This window comes from Arthrobacter sp. KNU40, from assembly GCF_051515115.1.
Classification (GTDB): domain Bacteria; phylum Actinomycetota; class Actinomycetes; order Actinomycetales; family Micrococcaceae; genus Arthrobacter.
In genome coordinates this window covers 1,562,865-1,588,660 of record NZ_CP195850.1, presented here as the reverse complement: position 1 = coordinate 1,588,660, position 25,796 = coordinate 1,562,865, and the positions used below count along the sequence as shown (strand labels likewise).

The 25,796-nt window shown below is 64.1% G+C and carries 23 protein-coding genes, 1 rRNA gene and 1 pseudogene; 8 read left to right on the top strand and 17 right to left on the bottom strand.

Features of this window, described 5'->3' with window-relative positions; all coding sequences use genetic code 11:
- Positions 1-21: 21 nt before the first annotated feature.
- From scpB to ACSKT0_RS07450, 4 genes are all read right to left on the bottom strand, one after another.
- Positions 22-687, bottom strand: a complete 666-nt coding sequence (gene scpB / locus ACSKT0_RS07465) for an SMC-Scp complex subunit ScpB (protein WP_437773178.1) — start codon at positions 685-687, stop codon at positions 22-24.
- Positions 684-1,544 (bottom strand): segregation and condensation protein A, encoded by an 861-nt coding sequence (locus ACSKT0_RS07460; protein ID WP_437773177.1) that lies wholly within the window; start codon positions 1,542-1,544, stop codon positions 684-686. The genes scpB and ACSKT0_RS07460 overlap by 4 nt, the downstream gene beginning before the upstream one ends.
- Before the next feature lie 5 nt (positions 1,545-1,549).
- Positions 1,550-2,449 carry a ParA family protein gene (locus ACSKT0_RS07455; protein ID WP_345446988.1) on the bottom strand — a complete coding sequence of 300 codons (900 nt, stop codon included), beginning with the start codon at positions 2,447-2,449 and terminating at the stop codon, positions 1,550-1,552.
- Between the two features lie 246 nt (positions 2,450-2,695).
- Positions 2,696-4,021 (bottom strand): cation:dicarboxylate symporter family transporter, encoded by a 1,326-nt coding sequence (locus ACSKT0_RS07450; protein ID WP_437773176.1) that lies wholly within the window; start codon positions 4,019-4,021, stop codon positions 2,696-2,698.
- A gap of 131 nt (positions 4,022-4,152) precedes the next feature.
- Here ACSKT0_RS07450 and ACSKT0_RS07445 point away from each other — a divergent pair, with 131 nt between their 5' ends.
- From ACSKT0_RS07445 to ACSKT0_RS07420, 6 genes and pseudogenes are all read left to right on the top strand, one after another.
- Complete coding sequence (locus ACSKT0_RS07445; RefSeq protein ID WP_437773175.1) at positions 4,153-5,841, top strand: ATP-binding protein; 1,689 nt, start codon at positions 4,153-4,155, stop codon at positions 5,839-5,841.
- Positions 5,838-6,551 (top strand): response regulator, encoded by a 714-nt coding sequence (locus tag ACSKT0_RS07440; RefSeq protein ID WP_345446996.1) that lies wholly within the window; start codon positions 5,838-5,840, stop codon positions 6,549-6,551. Before ACSKT0_RS07445 ends, ACSKT0_RS07440 begins: the two co-directional genes overlap by 4 nt.
- Positions 6,552-6,671: 120 nt before the next feature.
- A pseudogene (locus ACSKT0_RS07435) lies at positions 6,672-7,326 on the top strand (GntR family transcriptional regulator); the annotation flags it as partial.
- A complete protein-coding gene (locus tag ACSKT0_RS07430; RefSeq protein WP_437773174.1) occupies positions 7,322-8,842 on the top strand; it encodes an MmgE/PrpD family protein in 1,521 nt (506 codons plus the stop codon). The pseudogene ACSKT0_RS07435 and the gene ACSKT0_RS07430, both read left to right, overlap by 5 nt.
- A complete protein-coding gene (prpB, locus tag ACSKT0_RS07425; protein ID WP_437773173.1) occupies positions 8,843-9,751 on the top strand; it encodes a methylisocitrate lyase in 909 nt (302 codons plus the stop codon).
- Between the two features lie 70 nt (positions 9,752-9,821).
- Positions 9,822-10,961, top strand: coding sequence for a bifunctional 2-methylcitrate synthase/citrate synthase (locus ACSKT0_RS07420; RefSeq protein WP_437773172.1), 1,140 nt, complete (start codon positions 9,822-9,824; stop codon positions 10,959-10,961).
- 85 nt (positions 10,962-11,046) lie between these two features.
- On the opposite strand, the gene ACSKT0_RS07415 is transcribed toward ACSKT0_RS07420, so the two are convergent.
- The 3 genes from ACSKT0_RS07415 to ACSKT0_RS07405 form a co-directional block, all read right to left on the bottom strand.
- A complete protein-coding gene (locus tag ACSKT0_RS07415; RefSeq protein WP_437773171.1) occupies positions 11,047-12,534 on the bottom strand; it encodes a hypothetical protein in 1,488 nt (495 codons plus the stop codon).
- 40 nt (positions 12,535-12,574) lie between these two features.
- Positions 12,575-13,084 (bottom strand): RNA polymerase sigma factor, encoded by a 510-nt coding sequence (locus ACSKT0_RS07410; protein ID WP_437773170.1) that lies wholly within the window; start codon positions 13,082-13,084, stop codon positions 12,575-12,577.
- A 108-nt stretch (positions 13,085-13,192) separates the two neighbouring features.
- A complete protein-coding gene (locus ACSKT0_RS07405; protein ID WP_437773169.1) occupies positions 13,193-13,696 on the bottom strand; it encodes an 8-oxo-dGTP diphosphatase in 504 nt (167 codons plus the stop codon).
- Between the two features lie 55 nt (positions 13,697-13,751).
- On the opposite strand from ACSKT0_RS07405, the gene ACSKT0_RS07400 reads away from it, so the two are divergent.
- Complete coding sequence (locus tag ACSKT0_RS07400) at positions 13,752-14,492, top strand: hypothetical protein (protein ID WP_437773168.1); 741 nt, start codon at positions 13,752-13,754, stop codon at positions 14,490-14,492.
- 38 nt (positions 14,493-14,530) lie between these two features.
- Here ACSKT0_RS07400 and xerD read toward each other — a convergent pair whose 3' ends face one another.
- The 9 genes from xerD to ACSKT0_RS07355 all read right to left on the bottom strand — a co-directional run bounded on the left by xerD (position 14,531) and on the right by ACSKT0_RS07355 (position 23,823).
- Entirely contained in the window at positions 14,531-15,523 is a 993-nt protein-coding gene (gene xerD, locus ACSKT0_RS07395; protein WP_437773988.1) for a site-specific tyrosine recombinase XerD, read from the bottom strand.
- Entirely contained in the window at positions 15,496-16,158 is a 663-nt protein-coding gene (locus ACSKT0_RS07390; protein WP_437773167.1) for an NUDIX domain-containing protein, read from the bottom strand. Before ACSKT0_RS07390 ends, xerD begins: the two co-directional genes overlap by 28 nt.
- A gap of 28 nt (positions 16,159-16,186) precedes the next feature.
- A complete protein-coding gene (locus ACSKT0_RS07385) occupies positions 16,187-17,929 on the bottom strand; it encodes a CTP synthase (RefSeq protein ID WP_437773166.1) in 1,743 nt (580 codons plus the stop codon).
- 196 nt (positions 17,930-18,125) lie between these two features.
- On the bottom strand, positions 18,126-19,859 hold the full coding sequence (gene recN / locus ACSKT0_RS07380) for a DNA repair protein RecN (RefSeq protein WP_437773165.1): 1,734 nt from the start codon (positions 19,857-19,859) through the stop codon (positions 18,126-18,128).
- Between the two features lie 3 nt (positions 19,860-19,862).
- Positions 19,863-20,885 (bottom strand): NAD kinase, encoded by a 1,023-nt coding sequence (locus ACSKT0_RS07375; protein ID WP_437773164.1) that lies wholly within the window; start codon positions 20,883-20,885, stop codon positions 19,863-19,865.
- A gap of 13 nt (positions 20,886-20,898) precedes the next feature.
- Positions 20,899-21,711, bottom strand: a complete 813-nt coding sequence (locus tag ACSKT0_RS07370; RefSeq protein ID WP_437773163.1) for a TlyA family RNA methyltransferase — start codon at positions 21,709-21,711, stop codon at positions 20,899-20,901.
- A gap of 2 nt (positions 21,712-21,713) precedes the next feature.
- Entirely contained in the window at positions 21,714-21,968 is a 255-nt protein-coding gene (locus tag ACSKT0_RS07365) for a hypothetical protein (RefSeq protein ID WP_437773162.1), read from the bottom strand.
- 9 nt (positions 21,969-21,977) lie between these two features.
- The gene (locus ACSKT0_RS07360) at positions 21,978-22,967 is read right to left on the bottom strand and encodes an HAD-IIA family hydrolase (protein ID WP_437773161.1); all 990 of its coding nucleotides are present in this window, start codon (positions 22,965-22,967) and stop codon (positions 21,978-21,980) included.
- Positions 22,960-23,823, bottom strand: coding sequence for a hypothetical protein (locus tag ACSKT0_RS07355; RefSeq protein WP_437773160.1), 864 nt, complete (start codon positions 23,821-23,823; stop codon positions 22,960-22,962). Before ACSKT0_RS07355 ends, ACSKT0_RS07360 begins: the two co-directional genes overlap by 8 nt.
- Between ACSKT0_RS07355 and ACSKT0_RS07350 the strand changes: the two genes are divergently transcribed.
- Positions 23,797-24,816, top strand: coding sequence for a hypothetical protein (locus ACSKT0_RS07350; protein ID WP_437773159.1), 1,020 nt, complete (start codon positions 23,797-23,799; stop codon positions 24,814-24,816). The two genes, ACSKT0_RS07355 and ACSKT0_RS07350, sit on opposite strands and share 27 nt — an antisense overlap.
- 818 nt (positions 24,817-25,634) lie before the next feature.
- On the opposite strand, the gene rrf is transcribed toward ACSKT0_RS07350, so the two are convergent.
- A 5S ribosomal RNA gene (gene rrf, locus ACSKT0_RS07345) occupies positions 25,635-25,751 on the bottom strand.
- Between the last annotated feature and the right edge of the window lie 45 nt (positions 25,752-25,796).

The following is a 25,796-nucleotide window of genomic DNA, read 5'->3' as shown; positions in this document are numbered from 1 at the left end:
CTGCGGCCGGGTTTCCCGCGACTACATGCGTTCGGCGTCGAAGAACTCCTCGATGCCCTCCAGCCCCGGAAGGTGGGGGGACAATTGAGGCAGTTCCGCCACCGAGCCAATGCCCATCCGTTCGAGGAAGTACGAGGTGGTCCGGTAAAGGATCGCCCCCGATTCAGGATCGGTACCTGAGTCCTCGATCAGCCCGCGTTGGACAAGGGTCCGAACGACTGAATCGACATTGACGCCGCGGATGGCCGACACCCTGGCCCTGGAAACCGGCTGCCGGTACGCGATGACCGCCATGGTTTCAAGGGCTGCCTGCGTCAGCCGCGCGGTCTGGCCTTCGAGAACGAACCTGCCCACGACGTCGGCAAAATCCGCGCGTGAATAGATCCGCCACCCTCCGGCAACGTTCCGCAACTCAAAACCCCGGGGTGCAGCGCTGGCACTTGCATCAGTGCGCAAGTCATCAGCGTCCCTGCCCGGGGCTTTAACAGTATAGCCGCTATACTCCTGCCGCAGTCCCTCCAGCAAATCCTCGACGACGGCGACTGTCACGTTGAGCCCGGCAGCGAGCTCTTCCGCGGTGGCCGGGTGGTCGATCACCATCAGGACGGCTTCCAGTGCCGCGCGGGCGCCACCGGGCAGGGCTTCAAGCTCGGCGAGGCCGTCCCCGTCCGTTTCCTGCTCGCTCACAGCGGTTCCTCTCCCTTGTCGATCTGCTCATACTCATCTCTCAAGCTGTCGCTGCTCCAGCCTTCTGGGCGCCCTGTCCAGCGGACGGTCAGTTCGGCGAGCGGACCCGGTTGATCAAACGCCACCACGCGGTCGCGGAACAACTCGAGTAGTGCCAGGAACCGGGCTACGACAACAAGCGTGGACTCGGCGTCGGCAATAAGGGCCCTGAAGGATTGTGGCTGGCCGCGCTGCAGGCGGTACCCGATGATCTCGGCTTGTTCCTTCACACTGACGGGTGATCCGTGAAGGTGGTCGAGCCCGACTTCCTCGGGCGTGTTGTCCTTCGGCGCCAGGGTCTTGGCCGCAAGCGCGGCGAATTGCTCCGGCGTGTGGCGCCAAATCAGTTCGGGCAGCATCGCCGCGAAATGCCCTTCCAACGCAACTTGCCGCGGGAAGCGCCGGGCTTCGGACTCCAGGGTGCCGGACATGATCGCGGCCACTTGCTTGAAAGCCTTGTACTGCAGGAGCCGGGCGAAGAGGAGATCCCGGGCCTCCAACAAGGCAATGTCCTCCGCATCTTCGACTTCGCCGGCTGGCAGGAGCCTTGCGGCCTTGAGGTCCAGGAGGGTTGCGGCGATGACCAGGAATTCGCTGGCTTCGTCCAGAGCCCAGTCCTCGCCCAGTTCCTGCAGGCGCCGGATGTACTTGATGAACTCATCCGTGACGGTGGCCAGCGCAACTTCGGTGATGTCCAGCTTGTGTTTGGAGATCAGGCCGAGCAGGAGATCGAAGGGGCCGGTAAAGTTCGCCAGCCGGACCTCAAAGCCGGCCTTCCGTCCCGAAGGCGAGGCTCCCGGGGTGAGCGGTTCTGCCACGCGGGCTAGGGTGCGCCGCCGCGCGAAATCAGTTCCTTGGCCAAGCGGCGGTAGGCATCGGCGCCGATGTGGTTTCCGGCGTAGCTGGTGATGGGCTCCGCGGCAACCGTGGCGTCGGCGAACTTGATGGAACGCTTGATGACGGTCTCGAAGACTTTGTCCCCGAACGCCTCCACGAGCCTCGAAATGACTTCGCGGCTGTGCAGGGTGCGGGCGTCGTACATCGTGGCGAGCACGCCGTCCACCTGCAGGCGCGGGTTCAACCGGTCCTGCACCTTTTCGATCGTTTCGACAAGCAGTGCCACCGCGCGGAGGGCGAAGAATTCGCAGATCAGCGGGATGATGACGCCGTGCGCAGCCGTCAGGGCATTGACCGTGAGGAGGCCAAGGGACGGCTGGCAGTCGATGAGCACCACGTCATAGTCGTCCTCGACGCTCTTGAGCGCGCGGTCCAGCACTTGCTCGCGGGCTACCTCGTTGACCAGCTGGACCTCCGCGGCGGAGAGGTCGATGTTCGCCGGCAGGAGGTCGATGCCTTCGACGCCGGTCTTCTGGATGGCGTCGCGGATGTCCACTTTGCGGTCCATCAGGACGTTGTACACGGTGAGGTCGAGCTCGTGCGGGTTCGTTCCCAGCCCCGCGGAAAGGGCTCCCTGCGGATCGAAGTCGACGAGCAGGACGCGACGGCCGTATTCTGCGAGCGCAGCGGCGAGGTTGATGGTTGACGTGGTCTTGCCCACGCCGCCCTTTTGGTTGACCATGGCGATGACGCGGGCCGGGCCATGGGAGGCCAGTGGCGCGGGCTCCGGGAAGTCGCGGTGCGGGCGGCCCGTGGGCCCCATGACGGCGTCTTCCAGATCGAAATCCGTGCCCTCCAGCGTAGTCGTTCCCCGTTCGCTGCTCACGTATCTATCCACTCTCTCCACGACGGTCATTTCCTGCGGCTGTCTCCAGCACCAGCACTGCTCCCCACCTAGGCTACAGCGCCCGACACGGCATTCTTCGGAACTTGACATTGCCCGCAGTTTGAGCCTTTACCTTCTAGCTGAGGTAGAAGGTTGGTTCGCGGTGCCAATAAAAAGCAGGCAAGGCAGGTCCCCCTGACGGGTTCCTGCCTTGCCTGCGTGGATGCTTCGAAACAGCGTGCCGGACTAAGCGGCCACGGCCTCTTTCACTTCGGGTTCAGCGTGGTGGCTGATCATGGTCAGCTCGTCGAACGGCGTCGCACCGGAGAGGACGTTGGTGACCTGGTTGCGGTCGATTTCCTTGACCCAGGTACCGATCAGCACGGTGGCGACGGCGTTGCCCGTGAAGTTGGTCAGGGCGCGGGCTTCCGACATGAAACGGTCGATGCCGACGATCATGCCGACTCCGCCCAGCAATTCGGGCCGGTGTGCCTGCAGGCCCGCAGCGAGGGTGGCCAGGCCGGCACCGGAAACGCCTGCCGCTCCCTTGGACGCAATGATCATGAAGACCAGCAGCGATACCTGGGCACCCAGGTCCAGCGGGATACCCATGGCGTTGGCGACGAACAGCGAGGCCATGGTCAGGTAGATGGCAGTTCCATCCAGGTTGAAGGAGTAGCCCGTAGGCACCGTGACACCGACAACCGGCTTGGAAACGCCGAGGTGCTCCATCTTGGCAATGAGCCTCGGCAGCGCCGCTTCGGAGGATGAGGTGGAGAAGATGAGCAGGTACTCGCGGGCCAGGTACTTCATCAGCTGGAAGATGCTGACGCCGGCAACCACCCGCAGCAAGGTGCCGAGCACCACGACGATGAACAGCGCGCAGGTGATGTAGAAGGCAACCATCAGGGTGAGCATGCCGAAAATTGCCTTGACCCCGGTGGCACCGACCACTGCGGCGATGGCGCCGAAGGCGCCGACGGGAGCCAGCCACATGATCATGATGAGGATTCGGAAGACGAGTGCCTGCCCGTGCTGGATGGCCCTGAGTACCGGCTGGCCCTGGGAGCCCATGCGCTGCAGCGCGAAGCCCACCAAGATAGCGGCCAGGAGCGTCGGCAGGACGGGAATGTCTCCCGGGATGATGCCCAGCAGGAAGTCGGCGGTGCTGTTCGTGGCGGCCTTCGCATTGGGGTCGTACGGGATCAGCTTCAGGCCTTCACCCGGGTGGATGATGTTGCCGACTACTAAACCGATCGCGAGCGCGAACGTTGACATCACCAGGAAGTAGATGAGTGCGAGGCCGCCGACTTTGCCAACAGTGGCTGCCTTGGCGATCGATCCGATGCCCAGGACGATCGTGCAGAAAATCACGGGGGCGATCATCATCTTGATGAGCTTGATGAAGCCGTCACCCAAAGGCTTGAGGGATTTACCCACTTCGGGGAAAAGCAGCCCGACGACTGCGCCCAGTACTACTGCGGCGATCACGGCGATGTAGAGGTAATGCGACTTGTCCAGCCCCTTGCGCCCGGTCTTGGCGGGTGCAATCTCTCCTCTTTGAGAGGTCATGGCTTTGCTCCTTATAGATACTCTGGAAAGCGCCGTGGTCCCTGCAAAATGTCCCTGCGCCGCTCTGCTGTGATACCCATCATTAGGCGCGGCGTGACATGTATCACTGTTGCGTTCATATTGGTCACAGGATGGCCCGCAGAAAGGAGCACGAGATCCGACGCTGGAGCATTGCCCGGAGACTCTTTGTGGCAAATCTGCTGTTCATCTTGGCGCTCACTGCGATCGTCGGAACGGTGGCGTTTGTGGACGCGAGGGACCGGGCCTACAACGACGCCGGCCAGCGAATGCAGGCGGTGGCCGCGGCGATCGCAGCCAACCCCCTCGTCCTTCAGGCAGCCGGTACGCCGAATCCGTCCGCCGCCCTGCAGCCTTACGCCCAGATGGTCATGGCTAACGCCCATACCGACTTCATCACCATCATGGCCCCGGACCGGACGCGCTGGACCCATGCGAACCCCGACGAAATCGGCAAACCGTATATCGGCACCATCGATCCTGCCCTGCACGGGCAGACCTTCACTGAGGTCACTGCCGGTACGCTCGGCCCTTCCGTCCGCACCATCGTTCCTGTGGAGGATTCCTCCGGAAAGGTCCGGGCACTCGTGGCGGCGGGTGTCACGGTGCGGACGGTGGACGTCGCGGTGTCAGCCCGGCTCACGACGATCATCGCCTTCTCCCTGGCCATGCTCGCTGGAGGCTCCCTCGCCTCCGGGCTGCTGGGCCGTTACCTGCGTTCGGTCACCCGGGGCTGGGGACCGGAGCAATTGGCGCAATTGTTCGCGTATTACGAGTCGGTCCTGCATTCGGTTCGCGAAGGCGTGGTCCTGATCGATACGGGCGGCCGTGTGGTCATGTACAACGACCAGGCCGCGGATTTGCTGGGACTGGAAAGGTCCGACGTCGATCCCGCCGCGGGAGCCGCACCTCGCCTTGCGGATCTGCCCCTGGAGCCCAGCCTCCACGGGCTCTTCGAGTCCGGCCGGACGGCACACGACGAAATCCACCTCACGGGGTCCAGGATCCTGGTGGTGAACCAGGCGCCCGCCGTGGGACCGCCCGGAATGAGGGGTCGGCAGAGACCTGCCGTGTTCGGGACCGTTGCCACGCTCCGGGACAGGACGGAAATCGAGTCCCTCGGCAGTGAACTCGAAACAATGAAGACCCTGTCTGACGCATTGCGGGCCCAGACCCACGAACACGCCAACCGCCTGCACACCATCGTGTCCCTCATGGAGCTCGGGCGGACCACCGACGCCTTGGACTTTGCCACCAAGGACCTTGAACTGAGTCAGCAGCTGACCGACCACCTCGTGGCATCGGTGGACGAGCCTGTCCTGAGTGCGCTCATCATGGGAAAGTCCGCCGAGGCGCACGAACGCGGAGCGGAGCTGACTGTCACGGTGACCGGCGGGGACGGCCTACGGGGCCTCGCCGTCCAGGACCTCGTGACCATTTTGGGAAACCTGCTGGACAACGCGCTCGACGCCGCCGCTGCCGCTCCCCCGCCGCGCAAAGTTGAACTGGACATCGAATCCGGACCTGATGGAACCACGTTCACGGTGGCCGATTCCGGCCACGGCATCGATCCCGGCATCGTGGACGACGTCTGGCAATACGGATTCAGCACCAAGGCCGCCGGCATCGGCCAGGCGGGTCAACCCGGAGCTCCTTCCCGCGGCGTGGGCCTGGCCTTGGTCCGGCAAGCAGTTCAGCGGCTTGGCGGTACGCTGTCCATCAGCGAATCCACGAGCGCCTTGGGCGGTGCGTTCTTCCGCGTGGCGCTCCCCGCGCCGGACTCCAGGAAAGAAGCCGAATGACCGAAATCCGCGTCCTCGTTGTCGAGGACGAACCCATCGCGGCCGATGCCCATGGCGTCTACGTCGGCCGAATCGACGGTTTCACCGTCGCGGGAACGGCCCCGGACGGACAGTCGGCCCTGCGGCTACTGAACGAATTCGCCGTTGCCGGCCAGCCGGTGGACCTCGTCCTGCTGGACATGAACCTGCCGGATCTGCACGGACTGGATGTTGCCCGCCGAATGCGCGCTTCGGGACTCCTTGCGGACATCATCGCCATCACCGCCGTCAGGGAAGTGAACATTGTCCGCAGCGCGGTGTCGATCGGCGTGGTGCAGTACCTTATCAAACCGTTCACGTTCGCAACGTTCGCGGACAAACTCGCCAGCTACCGCACCTTCCGCGAGCAACTCGCCGCACCGGCGTCAGGCGCCCGGGCGAGTGGAGCATCGCAAAGCGATGTGGACCAGGCGTTTGCCAGTCTCCGCGCGCCCACCGAAGTCCCACTGCCCAAGGGCCTTTCGGCCCATAGCCTGGAGTCCGTCAAAGACCTCCTGGCCAGCCTTGGCCGGGCCGTGTCCGCAAGCGAGGCAACTGTCGCCCTTGGGATGTCCCGGGTCACCGTACGCCGCTATCTCGAGTACCTGGCCGACGCCGGAATGGTCACGCGGAATGCGCGATACGGTACCCCAGGTCGGCCGGAGAACGAATACCGCTGGAACCGGAGTTAGCCCACAATCCATCCTGGATGTATACACAGGTCGATCATCGACCGAGTAATCTCCAGAAAAGCTAGGCTTCATCACCATTTGTGTATACACTGAGGACGTCCACCCAGCGAAGGAGGGTCCATGCGTGCCAGCGAGAGAGCCTATGCGGCCCTGCGCGAGGACATCATTGAGTGGCGTCTGGCGCCCGGGACGGTCCTCGCGGAAGTGGAGCAGTCCGAGCGCCTGGGCGTGTCCCGCACACCGGTCCGGGAGGCGCTGGGCCGGCTCAGCGCGGAAGGACTGACGACGGCGGCGGGCGGCCGCGGCGTCGTCGTGACCGATATCTCGCTGGAGGACATCGACGAACTGTTCGAGCTGCGTGAAACCCTGGAAGGCAAGGCCGCCGCCCTCGCCGCCGTGCGCGGTGAACGTGCGGTGTTCGAGCAACTCCACGCCGAGCTCCTCCGGGCACCGGAGATGCTCAACGACAGCGACCCCTCCCGGCACGACTATTACGCCCTGGTGGGAAGGCTCGACGAAGCGATCGACGAAGCCATCTCCAATTCCTACCTCGCCCAGGCCATGCGCAGCCTCCGCGTGCACCTCGTGCGGGTCCGCCGCCTCGCGGCCGACGACGACGAACGCCTCCATGCCGCCGCGGCCGAGCACGCCGCGATCGCCGAAGCCATCGCGGCAGGCAACCCCCGGCTCGCCGAAGCCGCCACGACAGTCCATCTGCACCGCAGTCTTTCCCACGTCAAAGCCACCCACACCCCTCACTAAGGAGCACCATGGTGAAGAACAACCACGTCCGCGTCTACAAGAGCGAAGAGAACCTTCCCCGCGAGGAGCAGCTGGCGCACAAGATCGCCACGGTTGCCGCCGACGCCGTCGAGGTGACTCCCGAGGTCACCGACATGATCATCAACCGGATCATCGACAATGCCTCCGTTGCCGTTGCCTCCCTTAACCGTGGCCCGATCATCGCCGCCCGGGCGCAGGCCCTGACCCACGCGCCGACCACCAACGGCAAAGGCTCGTCGGTCTTCGGCATCACGGACCGGGTCTCGAGCGAGTGGGCCGCCTGGGCCAACGGCGTTGCCGTCCGAGAACTCGACTACCACGACACCTTCCTGGCTGCGGACTACTCCCACCCGGGCGACAACATCCCGCCGATCCTCGCCGTGGCCCAGCACACCGGGGCCAGCGGCAAGGACCTGATCCGCGGCATCGCCACGGGCTACGAGATCCAGGTGAACCTGGTCAAGGCCATCTGCCTGCACCAGCACAAGATCGACCATGTAGCCCACCTCGGCCCGTCCGCCGCCGCCGGCATCGGCACCCTCCTGGGCCTGGATGTGGAGACGATCTTCCAGTCCGTCGGCCAGGCCCTGCACACCACCACCGCCACGCGGCAGTCCCGCAAGGGTGAAATCTCCACGTGGAAGGCCCACGCCCCCGCGTTCGCCGGCAAGATGGCCGTCGAGGCCGTGGACCGGGCCATGCGCGGCCAGACCTCCCCCGTGCCGATCTACGAAGGCGAAGACGGCGTGATCGCCTGGATGCTGGACGGCCCGGACGCCTCCTACGAGGTCCCGCTGCCCGAAGCCGGGGAGCCCAAACGCGCAATCCTTGACACTTACACCAAGGAACACTCCGCCGAGTACCAGGCCCAGGCCTGGATCGACCTCGCCCGCAAACTCCACAAAGAGCACCCCGAGGCCACGGACCCGGCCAACGTGGCCAACGTCCTGATCAAAACCAGCCACCACACGCACTACGTGATCGGGTCCGGAGCCAACGACCCCCAGAAATACTCGCCCACCGCTTCACGGGAAACCCTGGACCACTCCATCCCGTACATCTTCACCGTGGCCCTGCAGGACGGCACCTGGCACCACGTCGACTCCTACAGCCCGGAACGCGCCGCACGCCCGGACACCGTGGAACTCTGGCACAAGGTCACCACCGTGGAAGACCCCGAATGGACCCGCCGCTACCACTCCCTGGACATCGCGGAAAAGGCCTTCGGCGGCACCGTTGTCATCACACTCAACGACGGCACCGTCATCACCGAGTCGATCGCCGTGGCCGACGCGCACCCGCTCGGCGCCCGGCCCTTCGCCCGCGAACAGTACGTGAACAAGTTCCGAACGCTTGCTACCGGTTTGGTCGAGGCGTCCGAGATCGAGAGGTTCCTCGCCGCCGTCGAGCGCCTCCCGGAACTGGGCCCGGGCGAACTGGACCAGCTGAACATCACCGCCGCCCCCGGCGTCATCGACCTTGCCGCCGCACCGAAGGGACTCTTCTAGATGCTCTACTCCACCACCACCCCGGAGCAGAAGCGCCTCGCCCTGCGCGGGATGCTCGCTTCCGGGACCATCGCCCAGTTCCCCGGCGCCTTCAACCCGCTCTCGGCACGCCTGATCGAGGAGAAGGGCTTCCCCGGCGTCTACATCTCCGGTGCCGTCCTCGCCAACGACCTCGGCCTGCCGGACATCGGACTCACCACCCTCACCGAGGTCGCCACCCGCGCAGGGCAGATCGCCCGCATGACCGAACTCCCCTGCCTCGTGGACGCGGACACCGGATTCGGCGAGCCGATGAACGTGGCCCGCACCATCCAGGAACTCGAAAACGCCGGGCTGGCCGGCTGCCATATCGAAGACCAGTTCAACCCCAAACGGTGCGGGCACCTCGACGGCAAGAACGTGGTCGACACCGACACCGCCGCCAAGCGCATCCGTGCGGCAGCGGACGCCCGGCGCGACCCGAACTTCCTCATCATGGCCCGGACCGACATCCGCGCCGTCGACGGCATCCAGGCCGCCCAGGAACGTGCCCGGGCACTCGTCGACGCCGGCGCGGACGCGATCTTCCCCGAAGCCATGAAGGACCTGTCCGAGTTCCAAGCCATCCGCGACGCAGTGGATGTGCCGATCCTGGCCAACATGACCGAGTTCGGCAAAAGCGAGCTATTCACCGTGGAACAGCTCCAGGGCGTCGGAGTGAACATGGTGATCTACCCCGTCACCCTGCTCCGCATTGCCATGGGGGCTGCAGAGCGTACGCTGGAAACGATCAAGGCCACAGGAACGCAGGAGGCGCAGGTGGAGAACATGCTCACCCGTGCGCGCCTCTATGACCTCGTGGACTACGAGGCCTACAACCACTTCGACACGAGCGTTTTCAACTTCCAGGTTCCTGGGCTCAGCCGGTAACTGGATCAACCAAGGGATGCAGGCGCTCCGGCTAGTCCGGAGTGCTTGCCGATGAACGAAGGAGGACAGCATGGTAGCTGAAGAGATCAAGAAGGGCCTGGCCGGCGTCGTGGTTGACTACACCGCGATCTCCAAGGTCAATCCGGACACCAACTCGTTGCTGTACCGCGGCTACCCCGTGCAGGAACTCGCCGCCAAATGCAGTTTCGAGGAAGTCGCCTTCCTGCTGTGGAACGGTGAACTGCCCACGTCGGAGGAACTTGCAGAGTTCACCGCCCGCGAGCGCGCGGGCCGCGCCCTTGACCCTGTAGTGAAGCAGGTCATCGATACTCTGCCGACGACTGCCCACCCCATGGATGTCTGCCGAACGGCCGCTTCAGTGCTGGGAGCGCGGCACCCGCTGGCCGAGGTTTCCACGCCCGAGGCCAACATGACCAAGGCAATTGACCTGTTCGCCGCCATGCCGGCAGTGGTCGCCTACGACCAGCGCCGCCGGCGCGGTCAGGGAGTCGTGGATCCCCGCGAGGACCTCGGCTACTCCGCGAACTTCCTGTGGATGACCTTCGGCGAGGACCCGGTGGACGAGGTCGTCAAGGCGTTCAACGTCTCGATGATCCTTTATGCCGAGCACTCCTTCAACGCGTCCACCTTCACTGCCCGCGTTGTCACCTCCACCCTCTCGGACCTGCACTCCGCGGTCACCGCGGCGATCGGCGCCCTCAAAGGCCCGCTGCACGGCGGCGCCAACGAGGCCGTCATGCACACGTTCGAGGAAATCGGCATCCGCACCGAGGAATCGCTGGATGACGCAGCCTCCCGTGCGAAGACCTGGATGGAACACGCCTTGGCGCAGAAGAAGAAGGTCATGGGATTCGGGCACCGCGTCTACAAGCACGGCGACTCCAGGGTGCCCACCATGAAGGCCGCGCTGGACAAGATGATCGCCCACTACGGCCGGCCCGAGATCCTGGGCCTGTACAACGGCCTCGAACAGGCCATGGACGAGGCCAAGGCGATCAAGCCCAACCTCGACTACCCCGCCGGGCCCACGTACCACCTCATGGGCTTCGACACCCCCACCTTCACCCCGCTGTTCGTCGCGAGCCGCATCACCGGCTGGACCGCACACATCATGGAGCAGCTCGGATCGAACTCCCTGATCCGTCCGCTCAGCGAATACAACGGCGTGGATGAACGGCACCTGCCGTAATTTCACCAAGTACGACGCCGGGCCGGTCACCAGAATGGGTCCATTCTGGGGACCGGCCCGGCGTCGTTCTCGAACAGGAGCCTGGCTAATCGGTGAGTGCGAGGCTCGTCATCATGAGCTTCAGCTTTGCGTACTCGGGTGTCCCCATGTAGGCCATGGCTTCGTGCATGGTGTCGAAGACGGGAGCTCCGGGACCTTGGATGCTCCTGTCGGCAAAGGACAGGGAGCCCTTGGGGGCCCCACTGACCACTGCGTACATCAGGGTCGGGCACGTGTCCGTCAGCTGCCCGCTGGACTTGTCGACGAGACCCACTTCATAACTCAAACCTTTGCCCACCGGGGCTAGGTCCAGCACGCGGTATGAGAACCTGGCACCTGCTGCTTCCGCCCAGGAATATCCCATGGTGAAGGAATCGAGCTCCGTCACTTTGTAGCGCTCACTGGGACCGCAGGCGCCACCGAGGCCACCGCCAGAGCCATATCGCAACTGGGCCACCCTTTTACCGGACTCGTCCGCGACGTCAATCCCCGTGCCAGGAAACTCGGCCGTCCCCGCAGGTACCTCCGCCGCTGTCCACCCTGTCGGCAGTTCGAACTGGACCTTCGCGGCCTGGCTTCGGTATATAGAGGAAACGACAGTTTTGCTGGGCTTCAGGGACAGAGAGCTCAGCATCCGCTTCATGTCCTGGTAATCCTGCGTCTGCGTGTACGCGCGCGCCTCCGCCATGGTGTCGAAGACGAGAGGCGCGTTCGAGCCGTCCGCGGCCATCGCCCAAGTGTCTCCGAATTCGACCAAGGGAACGTTGTCCGGTCCGGTGATGCCATTGATTTGGTGGCACACAGGTGTTCCGGGCAACTCATGCTCCTCCGAGAGCGCTACTGTGCCGTAGACGCGATCGCCTTTGATCACAGTGAATGTGAAACGAGAGGGACCAAGCGGGGAGCCCTTGGCTCCTGAAAACCATGCGACCTTGTCTGCCTTCTGCGGGATATCCAGATCCACCGAATCCAGGACAGTGACCGGCTTTGGAGAGTACGGCTTAGGGTTGGCGCAGCCTCCAATGGTGCGGTCGTAGACAAAGTTCAACTCCGCGACCTGCTTGTTCTCTGCATCCCGTATTGAAGCCTGGTTGTACGATCCGCCGGCAATCATCGTCGGTCGCTCCACTACGAACCAGCTTTCAGGCAGCTCGAACGTCGCCTGCGATGTCGCGTCTGTAAACGTCTTCCACCGGACAGCGGGGGCCATGCTTACAGTTGGGGTTGGTGTTGGTGTCGCAGTGGGCGTTGCGGAGGTTGACGGGGTGGCGGAGGGAGCCGGAGTCACATGCCCGGAATTGGCCGGAGCAGGAGCCCCGGTCAACGCGCCCAGATTCGACACCACCAGCACGCCTGCCGTCACGGCAGCCGCAGCGATGGTCAGCAGCCCGGCGAGACGCACTGCCCGCTGTCGCCTGGCATCGGCCAATGACCGGATATTGGGCGGCATCTTGTCAACGGTCTCGGAGCGGTCCGTGACAATCTGCCGGAGGACGGCCTCGGCATCCGGGACGGTAGCGGGATCTGCTTTCAACGGATCAGTTGCGGAAATCAAATTCCTAATGGCATCCATTTCATGCCCCCATTTTCTGTGAAGCGGTTTCGGCCCGGACCGGCATGGCCTTGCGGAATGCCTCGCGGGCTCGGTGTAGACGCACCTTTGCGGCCGATTCGCTACACTGCAGCACGCCGGCGATTTCTGCGATCGAGAGTTCATCCCAATACGCGAGTTGCAGGACGTCACGGTCTTTTTCCCTCAAAGCAGCCATGGCATGTTCCACAACTTCGTTGCTTTCGGCAGCAGCACCGATGGTTCCTGCGGATTCCCTAAGCCGCAAATGCAATGCCTGCTGACGTTCGTGGCTACGGTAGGCGTTCCCCAGCAGATTCCGAGCTACGGCGAACAACCACGCGGGTTCAGTCACCCCTGCTTCATCCCATTTTTGCCATGCCACGCGAAACACGTCCGCCGCGAGCTCCTGCGCTAATTCCGCATCTGAAACGCGTCGTCGAACAAAGCCGAAAACGCGTGGGTAACAGTCCTTGTGAAGCGTGATAAACGCCAGCTCCCGTTCCGAAAGCATGGTCCCCCCTTGAAGTTTTAAGCCTGTGGTTACCGGCTACGAGGGTAATTTCCAAGAAGCCGGACAAAGTTACATTTCCAACCAAGCTTTCTTGAAGATTCCTCGCAACTAGCGCGCCGCTCCAGAATCCAGCCACTCGCCAGTGTGAACTTCGGCGACACTTTCGTTGTCACCAGCGAGCACAACTTCAACTGCGATGCGTTGACCGGAAATCATGGCGGGCAGCCAGTGTTCGGCGTCGGCCCACATCTGTTCGACAGGGAGTCCCTCCACGCGGTACCACTGCGGCGCTATTTCATCACTCTCGGCTGGCTCGCCTGTCCATCTCTCGGTCAGATACACCGTGGTGAACATGTTCCACTCGGCCTTGGCGGGGAAGACGAAATCCACTGTCCCGGCGGGAATGAGGTCCCCTTCTTCCACATGGACGAAGATTTCCTCCTGAACTTCCCGGCATACGGCTTCGGCCGCTGTCTCTCCGGACTCCACATGTCCGCCTACGCCCACAATCTTCCCTGTGCCGAAGCCGGTCTTCTTCCGACCCAGGAGCACCTCTTGGCCGGCGTCGCCGTCGCGGAGCAGGAAACACAGGGTGACGTGGGCTGAAGTCATTGACCAAGCCTAACTCCGCAGGGCTTCGCAAGTGTGTCCTTGCTACAGTTGGCCCATGAGCGTGGATGGGGGTGAAGGTCCCACGACGGCAAAGGCCCCGCCAGGAAAGGCAGATGCCCCGGGGAGCGAGGCGAGTGCCCAGGCAGCGGACGCTTCCGAGGCCTGGCTGCCTGGCTGGCTGGTCCGGCATCCGCTCTACGCCGGGTGGGCATGGACCGGTTTCTGGGCGGTGTTGATCCTCCTCGATGAATTCCTGGACCTGGCCGGCTGGAGCTGGTACCTGCTGGTCGGCATGGCCGCGCTGCCGACCGTTCTGTCTACACTCGCGGTGCTGAACGCTACTCCCCGCAGGCATTTGAAACCACAAAACGAGTCAGTGCTTGGCCACTTCTTCGTGAGATTCCTTGCCTTGGTGACTGCTTTCCTCGTGTGGGGCGTCTCAGTGGTCATGAGCGCCTCGATCTCCACGACTGTCCAGGCCGCAGTGGGAAATTCCGAGCGCGAAGTGACGGCCCTCGGCTTCAACTTGCTCGTGGCAGCAGTCCCGCTTGTCATTTCGGTCCTGTGGATGGCTTTCATCGTCCGCTGCGCCTGGTTCCTGCGACGTTTGCGTGGCTGGAGCCAAAGTCCCGCCAGCTCACGGGTGCCGAGGAAATTCCTGCGCTCCCGGCCTGATCTGAGGCGGGTGGTTCTCGGCTTGGCGCACCCGGGCCTTCTGCTCGTGGCCGGCCTCGGGATGTCCATTCTGGCGCTGTTCTTGAACGCGGTGGAGCTGACCTTCAAGGTCTTGGCGTAACCGGGCCGCGGTAAGTCTCCAGCGTGCAGCGCGAGGCGTCAGCCGAGCGCCCGCGGATGCGCGGCCGCATACACCTCGCGCAATGTGTCGGCAGTGACCAAGGTATACACCTGTGTGGTGGTCACCGAGGCATGGCCCAGGAGTTCCTGCACCACCCGGACATCGGCGCCGCCCTCAAGCAGATGAGTGGCGAAAGAATGCCTCAGGGTGTGCGGAGAGACATCCTTGGTGATGTTGGCCTTCTCGGCCGCAGTCTTGAGAATGGTCCAGGCGCTTTGCCTGCTGATCCGGCCGCCGCGGGCATTCAGGAACAGCGCCGGAGTGCCTTTTCCTTTCGCGGCCAACGCAGGCCTTCCGCGGACCACATAGGATCCGACGGCGCGGGCACCGTAGGACCCCAGCGGCACCAAGCGCTCCTTGGAGCCCTTTCCGAAGAGCCGCACGATCGCGGGCCCATCGGCCTCAGCCTCGAGGGAGACATCGTCGACGTCAAGCCCCACCGCTTCGCTGATGCGGGCACCCGTGGAGTAGAGGAACTCCAAAAGTGCCCGGTCCCTCAACCCGGTGGCGGTATCGGCACCGGCGGCTTCGAGGATACGGGTCACTTCGCCGACGCTAATGGCCTTCGGCAGACGCTTGCCGGGCATAGGCGGGTGGACATCGCTCGCGGGGTCCGCCGTCGTCGTCCCCTCCAGGGCCCAGAACTTGTGGAGGCCCCGGACGGCAACCACGGTGCGTGCCGCCGAACGGACGCCGAGTGCGGCGCCGCCGTCGGAGCCGTCGGCCAGGGCCTGGACAAAAGCGGTGACATCGTGGCGGGAGATATTTCCCGGCTTGTCGACACCGGACCCTGCCAGGAAGTTCGAATAGCGGGACAGATCCCTGCGGTAGGCGGACAAGGTGTTGCTTGCAAGGCCGCGTTCCACGCCGAGGTGCTGCAGGTAGTCCGTGACGGCCCGGTCAATGGCGGTCTGGACCCTCGTCTCCGCGAGCTGGGGCACGGTCAGCGCTGGCTCGGATGGGCGGGCCAGGGGGCATTGGCCGGTCGCAGGTTCCTGAAGCCGTCGGCGCGGGCAGCTGCGACGGCGAGGATCCCGACGACGGCGGACGGGTTGTGAAGGCGGCCTTCCAGCACTGCCAAAACAGCTTCGTCGAGAGGCACCCACACCAGCTCGATTTCGGATTCCTCCTCCGTGCGGACGTGGCGTTCGGCCTCGGGCACGTCTCCCAACCCCCGCGCCAGATAGATTCGGATCGCCTCGCTCGAGGATCCCGGTGAATTGAAGAAGTCGGCGAGGACATTCCACGTGGCTGCGGTGAGATCTGCCTCTTCTGCGAGCTCCCGGGCTGCGCCGACTACGAAGTCTTCGCCGGCCACATCAAGAAGCCCGGCAGGAATCTCCCACAGATCCATGCCCACGGGGTGGCGATATTGCTTGAGCAACAGGATTTCGCCGTCGACATTCATCGGCAGTACTGCTACAGCGCCAGGATGGTCGATGTAGTCGCGGACCAAAGTGCCGGTGTCGTCGCCCAGCTCGAAGGCGTCACTGACGACGTCCCAAATACGGCCTTCATAGACCTTGTTGGACGACAAAAGACGGCGCGGGCTCGGCATGTCCGAAACCCTCCGAAAAGTGCTGGGGGTTTCAGAAATACCGGGCATCGCGCCGTCCTTCATTTCGTGTGAGCGATTACTTCGCAGCGACCTTGCGGGCTGACTTTGCTAGCGAATCCACGCCTGCCTGACGCTCCAGCGCAGCCTTCACGAGGCCGGCAAACAGCGGGTGGGGGCGCGTGGGGCGGGAGCTGAGCTCGGGGTGGGCCTGAGTTGCAACGTAGTACGGGTGTACTTCGCGCGGCAGTTCCACGAACTCAACCAGCTTGCCATCGGGAGACGTTCCGGAGAACACGAGTCCATCGGCTGCGATCTGCTCGCGGTACTTGTTGTTGACCTCGTAGCGGTGCCGGTGACGCTCGCTAACAGTTGTTGCGCCGTAAGTTTCTGCGACCACGGAGCCTTCATCCAACTTGGCTTCGTAAAGGCCCAGGCGCATCGTGCCGCCAAGGTCGCCCTTGCCGTCCACGATGTCGAGCTGTTCTTCCATGGTGGCGATGACCGGGTACTTGGAGTCAGGCTCGAACTCGCTGGAGGACGCGCCCTCGAGGCCGACCACATTGCGGGCGTACTCGATGACCATGCACTGAAGACCGAGGCAGAGGCCAAGCACCGGAAGCTTCGTCTCGCGGGCGAACTTGAGTGCGCCGAGCTTGCCCTCCAGGCCACGGATACCGAAGCCACCGGGAACACAAATGGCGTCGACGCCGGCCAAGGACTTGGTGGCGCCTTCTAGGGTTTCACACTCATCGGACGGGACCCAGCGGATCTTGACCTTGGTTTCGTTCGCAAAACCACCGGCACGCAAGGCCTCGGTCACGGACAAGTAAGCGTCCGGGAGGTCGATGTACTTGCCCACCAAAGCAACTTCTACGTGGTGCTTGGGGTTGTGGACAGCTTCGAGGAGCTTGTCCCAGCTGGTCCAGTCGACGTCCTTGAACGGGAGATCCAGGGCTCGGACGACGTAGGAGTCAAGGCCCTGGGAGTGCAGCGTCTTCGGGATGTCGTAGATGCTGGGAGCATCGGCGGCGTTGATCACTGCATCAATGTCGACGTCGCACATGCGGCCGATCTTTTCGCGCATAGCGTCAGGCACTTCGCGGTCCGAGCGGATCACAATCGCTTCCGGCTGGATGCCGAGGGAGCGCAGCGCGGCAACAGAGTGCTGTGTTGGTTTGGTCTTCAGTTCCTGCGAGGGGCCGATATACGGCACCAAGGAGACGTGCAGGAAAAAGACGTTGTTCCGGCCGATGTCCTGGCGGACCTGGCGTGCGGACTCGAGGAAAGGCTGCGACTCGATGTCGCCAACGGTGCCGCCGATTTCGGTGATGATGACATCAGGAGCGTTCTTGCCCTCAGCGGGGAGGCGCATGCGGCGCTTGATCTCATCCGTGATGTGCGGGATGACCTGGACGGTGTCGCCGAGGTACTCACCACGCCGTTCCTTGGCGATGACTGTCGAGTAGATCTGGCCGGTTGTGACGTTGGCCGAACCCTCAAGGTTCTCATCGAGGAAGCGCTCGTAGTGTCCGATGTCGAGGTCGGTTTCGGCGCCGTCGTCAGTGACGAAGACTTCGCCGTGCTGGAAGGGGTTCATCGTGCCCGGATCCACATTGAGATAGGGATCGAGCTTCTGCATAGTTACAGACAAACCGCGTGCCCGCAGCAGGTGGCCGAGGCTCGAAGCCGTCAGTCCCTTACCGAGCGAGGACGCCACACCGCCAGTGACAAAGATGTGTTTGGTCGTCTTGGACGAGCCCGGGAACCGGGAATTTACACGGGAATTTGATCGCTGCACCACGGAATTCGAGCCTATCATCAATTGCGCCTCCAAAGGATCCGCTAGCCGTTTTCCCAAATGCTCAATAGTCCCCTGCCATGGGGCAAGGATCAAGAGTAAAGTCCACCTGGACCGGCAAAACAGCTCAGCCGCCTGGGAATCCGCTACTTGGCCTCAGGGACCGGCGAAGGCGCTCATGTGACCGATGTCCCAGACGGCTGCCGGGCGGCTACGCCTATTGGGGCAGAAGCTTCGCGTCGTCCAGCAATTCCTGGGCATGCGCACGCGCAGACTCGGAGTCTTCCTGTCCCGCCAGCATCCTGGCAAGCTCCTTCACGCGTTCCTCGTCATCGAGGAGTTGGACGTCGCTGGACGTGAAGCCCGTGGCGGTCTTGCCGTCGCTTCCCCTGACTGAGGTCTTGGTAACGCGGATATGTTGGTCGGCGAAGGCGGCCACCTGCGGCAGATGGGTCACCACCAGCACCTGGACGTGGCGGGCCAGCATGGCAAGCCGGCGTCCGATCTCGACGGCGGCACGCCCGCCCACTCCGGCATCTACCTCGTCAAAGACGAAGGTGGGCACCGGGTCCACGGCGGCGAGGACCACTTCGATGGCAAGCATGACGCGGGACAATTCACCACCGGACGCGCCCTTGCCGAGAGGACGGGCGGGGGCGCCAGCGTGCGGTTGCAGGAGGAAGGAGATGTCGTCGACGCCATGCGGGCCCAACTGCCCTTGGCTGTCCACCTCGATCACCAGAGTTGCGTCGGCCATCGCAAGCGCTGTGAGCTCCGCACTTACCCGCGCGGAGAGCTCCTTGGCCGCCTTTGATCGCGACTTCGAGATGCGCGCGGCTTGCTTTCGCAGCGTCGTCTCTGCGGCGGTTACCTCGGCATCAAGGGCTTCGATCCGGCTCGAGTCATCCTGCAGTTCGTCAAGCCTGGTCCTCGACGCTGCCGCCCATTCCAAGACCTCGTCGATGCTCGGAGCGTACTTCCGGATGAGTTTGGCCAGTGCTGCGCGCCGCTCCTCGATCTCCGAAAGCCGTTCGGGCCCCTCGGAGTCCAGGGACGCTTGGTAGCTGGACAGCTCCCCCGCTATGTCATTGATGAGGAAGCCGATCTCGGCGAGGCGTGCGGCGGCTCCCGCCAACGCTTCGTCATGTTCGGAAACCTGGTCCAATGCCCGTTTGGCCGAGTCAATCAGCGTCGTGGCATCAGCTGTTTCGCCGAATTCCTCCGAGATCAGGGCTTCATGCGCTGCCGCGGCGGCGATGCGGAGCTCTTCCACGTTCGCCAGCTTCACTGCCTCGGCCTTGAGGGATTCATCCTCGCCGGGCTGGGGATCGACGTCGTCGATTTCGTTGAGCGCGACCGCGAGCGATTCCGCCTCGCGCAGCCTTTCCCGGGCCTCGCCGCGGAGGGTATCGAGCTCCGCCTGGCTGGACTTCCAATGCCCGTAAAGCTCCTGGTATTCCGTGAGCATCGCGGCGAGCTCGGCCCCGGCGAATCGGTCCAGTGCGTGCCGCTGCGCCACGGCACCCTTGAGACGTATCTGGTCCGACTGGCCGTGCACCACCACCAGGCTCTCGCCAAGTTCCGCCAATACGCCCACAGGCGCCGACCGACCGCCCACGAAAGCACGACTGCGGCCGTCTGCGCCCACGGTGCGGGCCAGCAAGAGCTGGGTGCCGCCGTCGTACTCTTCCGCGTCGCCGCCGGCTTCTACGGCCCGTTCCACGGCGGCGTGCGCCGGATCAAGCAAGAGCCGGGCCTCTGCAGAGGCCGACTTGGCACCGGAACGTACCGCGCCTGCGTCCGACCGGGCTCCCAGGAGGAGGCCCACGGCGGTGACCACCATGGTCTTACCGGCACCGGTTTCGCCCGTAACGACGCTCAGGCCGCGCCCCAACGGCAACGTGGCGTCGGTGATGACGCCGAGATCACGGATCCGGAGTTCCTCGATCATGGTTTACATCTCCTTTGTGGGGTCGGCCGCTCTGCCTGTCCGCACGTCCTGGGGCGCCGGCAAAGGGCTGGGCTTGAAGGTCCTGATCACGGGGGTAGGACCGGTGTGGATGTCAGCCGAACGGGGTGCCGGACCCCGCCAGCCGTGGATGGGGAGCTCAAACTTCCGCACGAGCCGAGCTGAAAACGGGGTCTGGTGGGTGCGGGCAAGCCGCACAGGCCGGGTGGACCTTGTTACTTCGATCCGTGCGCCGGGCGGGAGGTCCACGGAACGGCGGCCATCGCACCAAAGCACGCCTTGGGCGTCCGTCCGGGTGAGGATCTCCACAGCCAGCCTGGACCGCGGCGAAACCACGAGGGGTTTGGCGAAGAGGGCGTGGGCGCTGATGGGGACAATCACCAGGGCTTCAACCTCGGGCCACACCACAGGCCCGCCGGATGAGAAGGCGTAGGCGGTGGAACCCGTAGGGGTTGCGAGCACCACTCCGTCACAGCCGAAAGACGTCAGCGGACGTTCATCCACTTCGGTCACCACTTCGATCATGCGCTCCCGGTCGGCCTTTTCAATGGCGGCCTCGTTGAGGGCCCAGGTATGCCAGATCTTCTGGCCCCGGACCCACACCTGGACATCGATGGTCATGCGCTCTTCCACCGTGTATTCGCGGCTCGCGATCCACTCGACGGTCTGGGCAAGATCGGCCCGCTCGCTTTCGGCGAGGAACCCGACATGCCCGAGGTTGACGCCCAACAGGGGAACATCGACGTTGCGGACCAGCTCGGCAGCGCGCAGGATGGTGCCGTCGCCGCCAAGAACCATGACGAGTTCGACGTCCTCCAACCGGACATCCCCGTGGAGTATCTCGATCGGCTTATCCACCACGCCGTAGAACCGTTCGATGTCGTCCAGTTCCGACTTCTGCATCACAGGGATCAGGCCTGAGTAGTGGAGTTGCCCGCAGGCATCCCAGGCCGCGCGAAGGGAGTCCTCACGCCCGGTGTGGGCAAGGACCAAAACGCGCCTGCTCATGGTGTTCTGCTTTCTAGTGGGTGGTCCAGAGTCGTTCCATCAGTGCAGCAACTTCCTCGTCCCGCTCTTCGATCTTAGGCAAGTCCGGCTGCATCCTGCGTTTTATCCACAGGAAGTACTCCACATTTCCGTCCTGGCCCGGCAAGGGACTCGGTGCCAGGCCACAAAGTTCAAGCCCTGCATCCACGGCCGCTTTGGCGACTTGGGCCACCGCGCGACGCCGTTCATGATCGGAGGTGACCACGCCGGTGCGGCTCAGCCGTTCCTTACCGACCTCGAATTGGGGCTTCACCATGAGCACGAGGTCTCCCCCGGGTTCGGTGCACGCCGCGAGCGGATGTAGAACCAGTGTGAGGGAAATGAAGGACAGGTCTGCCACGGTGAGCGCGGCCGGCCCACCGATCTGCTCGGCCGTCATGTAGCGGACGTTGACGCCCTCATGGACTGCGACGCGGGGATCTTTCCGCAGGGACGGCACCAACTGGTCATGCCCGACGTCGACCGCCACCACGTGCGCGGCACCTTGCCGGAGCAGCACGTCAGTGAACCCACCGGTGGAGGCTCCGGCGTCGAGGCACCGCTTCCCTTCCACAAGAACGGAAGGGAAGGCCGCCAGTGCCCCGGCGAGTTTGTGTCCGGCGCGGCTGACGTAGACGTCCTCGGCATGGGCTTGAACATCGATTTCCGTCTCTTCGGAGACCTGTTGCGCTGCCTTGGCAAGAATGCTGCCCTCGGAACTGACTTTTCCGTCCGCAATGAGTTTCGCGGCATGGGTCCGCGATCTCGCCAATCCACGGCTGACGAGTTCCTGGTCGAGTCTGGCCATGCTCAGCGTTCTTCGTCGTCGAGGGACGCCATCAAGGAGTCATGGATCTCGGCGTAGACGCCGCTGTGCTCGGCCACCGGCACAGTGGAGATGCCCGCCAGCCGCTCCAAGGCAGCATCCACGGCGTCGTCACCTGTCGCGGTAGTGTCGTCCGGCCATAGGACGTCGTGCGGTTCGACGCTTTGCGGTTCGAGGCCGTCCAGATCGATGGCACTCATTTCGGCGGCGCTCTCCCAGTGATCGTTCAACTCGCTCATCGGACCAGTCTAGTTTTCCAGCCATTCGAGGCGCGGCGATGTAGCCTCTGCGGCGTCGGGGGTGGCCGCCCACCAGGCTGCGCATGCAGCGCGCCAGGCGTCCAGATCCTTCTCGGACCCGGAGACCTTGATCAGGCCATCCTGGACTTCGGCAGTTGCCTTTCCGCAGTGGAACGTGCTGTCCTCCTCGACGATCTCGGGGTACGGCTCGTGCAGTTCCGTGAGATCAGCCAGCAAGTAGCCTGGGCGTTCCGAGCTGCGTGCAGCCAGGATGGACTCGGGCGTATCGACGCCGGTGAGGACTGCCGCCGTCGCGAAGCCCGCACGGTTGCCGCCAAGGATGTCGGTGTCCAGCCGGTCTCCGACGACGATCGGGCGCTCCGACTTGAGCCTCCGTGCCGCCGAGTGGAAGAGCGGGGCCTCCGGCTTGCCGGCTACCCGCGGCTGTTTGCCGGTGGCCGACGCGACGGCGGCCACGAGGGTGCCGTTTCCGGGAGCAATCCCGCGGGCCTGGGGAATGGACATGTCCGTATTTGTAGCCACCCAGAGGGCGCCTGCGGCGACAACATAGGACGCCTCGGCCAGATCCTTCCACGCGATTTCCGGGTTGAAGCCCTGGACCACAGCCACAGGGTTCTCTTTGGCGCTGTGGACAGGCGTGAGGCCCACGAGTTCGATTTCGTGGGCCAGCGCCGGACTGCCCGTAATCATTACCCGAGAACCCGGAGCCAGGAGTCCGGCCAAAAGATCCCCCGCGGCCTGCGAGGAACTGACCACTTGGTTATCCTCAGCAGGTGCGCCAAGTTCACGAAGGTGCGCGGCAACCTGTGCCGGAGTACGCGAGGCGTTGTTGGTTACATAACCCAGGCGCACCCCGACCGACTCAAGCCGCTGCAAGGACTCCACAGCGCCGGGAATGGCGTGCGGGCCTGCGTACACGACTCCGTCCAGATCGGACAGGACAGCGTCGAAACGCGAAACCAGCGAGGCCTCAGTCATTCTTGGTCTCTTCGCCGCCTTCGGAAGCCTCTTCTGCGTCTTCCTCGTCTTCTTCGGTGTCCTCGACGGAATCGCGGTCCGACTCGGCGTCGTCGGACTCAAAGTAGTCAGACTCGACGTCGTCGAGTTCCACGTCGTCCTGTTCGGTGGATTCAGAGCCGATGACCGTCTCCGCGCGTGCGGGCGCCGCCTCGGACTTGCTCTCGTCGGCTCGCTCCGTGCTCTCCTCAATGTTCCTGAAACGAGGCTTGCGAGCTTCGCTTTCATCGTCCTCGCCGAGGTCGATGATGTCCGGGTCCTCGAAGTCTCCAACGCCGAGGGCATTTTCAGCCACGACTGCCTGGCGCTGCCACTTGCCGGCTTCTTCCGTGCGGCCCACTGCCGTCAGGGCGTCTGCGTAGGCACGGAACAGGCGCGGGCTGTAGGAGAAGGCGCGGTTGATGTCGAGCTGGATGATCTCCAGCTCGGCCACCGCGGCATCCAACTGGCCAAGGTCGCTCCGGGCACCGGAAGCCACAATGGCTAGCTCAACCTTGCCGGGGGCGTCGAGGTCTTGTGCTTCGGGTGAACGGACGACGTCCAGCGCACGGTCCGGCCGCCCCAGGCCGCGTTCGCAGTCGGCCATGAGCGGCAAATGGACGTTGGAGCCGCTGATCCGGCGGTAGGTGCGGAATTCGCGAAGCGCCTCGCCATAGTGGCCGGCAGCGTAGGCGGTCAGGCCCACGGCTTCACGGACAGCGGCCAACCTGCCACCACGGCGGCTAGCGGCCAAGGCGTGCTGGAAGGAAAGCTCAGGGTCGATATCGATAAGGCGGCCTGCCATCACCAGGTGCTTCGCAACCCAATCGGCGTTCATGCCTTCAAGGGTCTTGATCTGGTGCTTCGTGACCCGGTCGAGCTCCTGGCCCGTGATGTCGTCGTCGATCTCGGGGGAACGCTCGCGGTCCGGGCGGTTGGCGCTGCGCAGATCCGCCGCGTTCGGAACCCGCGCGGGACGTTCTTCCCAGGAGCCGCCGCCGAAGCTGCGTCCCTCGCTACGTGGGCCATCGAACTTGCGGGGGCCGCGCTCGGGGCGGTCGCCGAAGCTACGACGTTCTCCGTCGCCTTCGCGGCGCGGACGGTCGCCGAACGGCTTACGATCACGGTCGCCGAAGCTCGGGCGCGCATCCCCATCACGACGAGGACGATCACCAAACGGCTTACGATCACGGTCGCCGAAGCTCGGGCGCGCATCCCCATCACGACGAGGACGATCACCAAACGGCTTACGGTCACGATCACCCTCACGGCTCGGACGATCACCAAACGGCTTACGATCACGATCACCAAAGCTCGGGCGCGCATCCCCATCACGGCTCGGACGATCACCAAACGGCTTACGATCACGATCACCGAAAGGTTTGCGGTCGCGGTCGCCCTCACGGCTCGGACGATCACCAAACGGCTTACGATCACGATCACCGAAAGGTTTGCGGTCGCGGTCGCCCTCACGGCTCGGACGATCACCAAACGGCTTACGATCACGATCACCGAAAGGTTTGCGGTCGCGGTCGCCCTCACGGCTCGGACGATCACCAAACGGCTTACGATCACGATCACCAAAGCTCGGGCGCGCATCCCCATCACGACGAGGACGGTCACCAAAGCTACGGCGCTCACCATCGCCCGCCGGCTTACGGTCTCGGTCACCGCCAGGAACGCCGTCACGGTTGTCTCTGGAACGGAATCCTCGCGGGTCGCCCCCGGAATTGTTGTTGGCGCGGAACGGGCCGCGATCGCCACGGCCACCGCCGAAGTTGCCGCGGTTGCCGCCGTTGTGCTCAGCCATGATGGATTCCTCCTGTTGTGAGCTGACCACTGGCGCATGCGCAGCCGCTCTTATCCGTATTTTGTTCTCACGCCGCCGGGATCCGGCTCGTATCTCTTATGTAATTCTAGGTGAACAGCCATCCACGAACGCATTCGAGGGCCGCCTATTCAGGCTTCCCGTGGGAATCATCACAACCCAAGCATGACTGAGGACGTTCGGCTGGCTTGCAGATCCGAGTCCAGGATCAGAATCCTCAAACAACGCTAGCTCACATATTCCGGGTCCCGGCCGGACGCCGGCTCACATATAACCGGTCCCGGCCGGACGCTAGCTCACATATGCCGGGTCCCGGCCGGACGCCCGCTCACATATGCCGGGTCCCGGCCGGACGCCCGCTCATTTCTGCTGACGACGGGTGGGGGCAGGGGGCCGCGGTCCGGCTCAAGGGTGAGCGGGGGTGTGGCCCCGGCCCTGTTATAGGTGAGCCGGCGTTCGTGGAAACCGGGTCATAGGTGAGCCGGCGTTGGTGGGAACCGGCCCATAGGTGAGCAGGCGTTCGTGGAAACCGGCCCATAGGTGAGCCGGGGTTCGTGGAAACCGGCCCATAGGTGAGCCGGGGTTAGTGGGAACCGGCCCATAGGTGAGCGGGGGTTTGGGGATTTCCCGCCCATAGGTGAGCCGGGGTTGGTGGGAACCGGCCCGTAGGTGAGCCGGGGTTTGATATCCCAAACCCCCGCTCACCTATGCGTCCCCGTTCGGAAACCCCCGCTCACGTCAGCCGGGCCGGGGCTAAATCCGGGGGTGGTTAAATGGGTCAGGCCCCGACACGTGGTGTCGGGGCCTGGCCGTTAATGGTTGTCCGGCGGTGTCCTACTCTCCCACACCCTCCCGGGTGCAGTACCATCGGCGCTGTGGGTCTTAGCTTCCGGGTTCGGAATGGGACCGGGCGTTTCCCCCACGCTATGACCGCCGTAACCCTGTTACCCGTCCCCGCAGGTGCGGGGTGGGAAGATACGTGG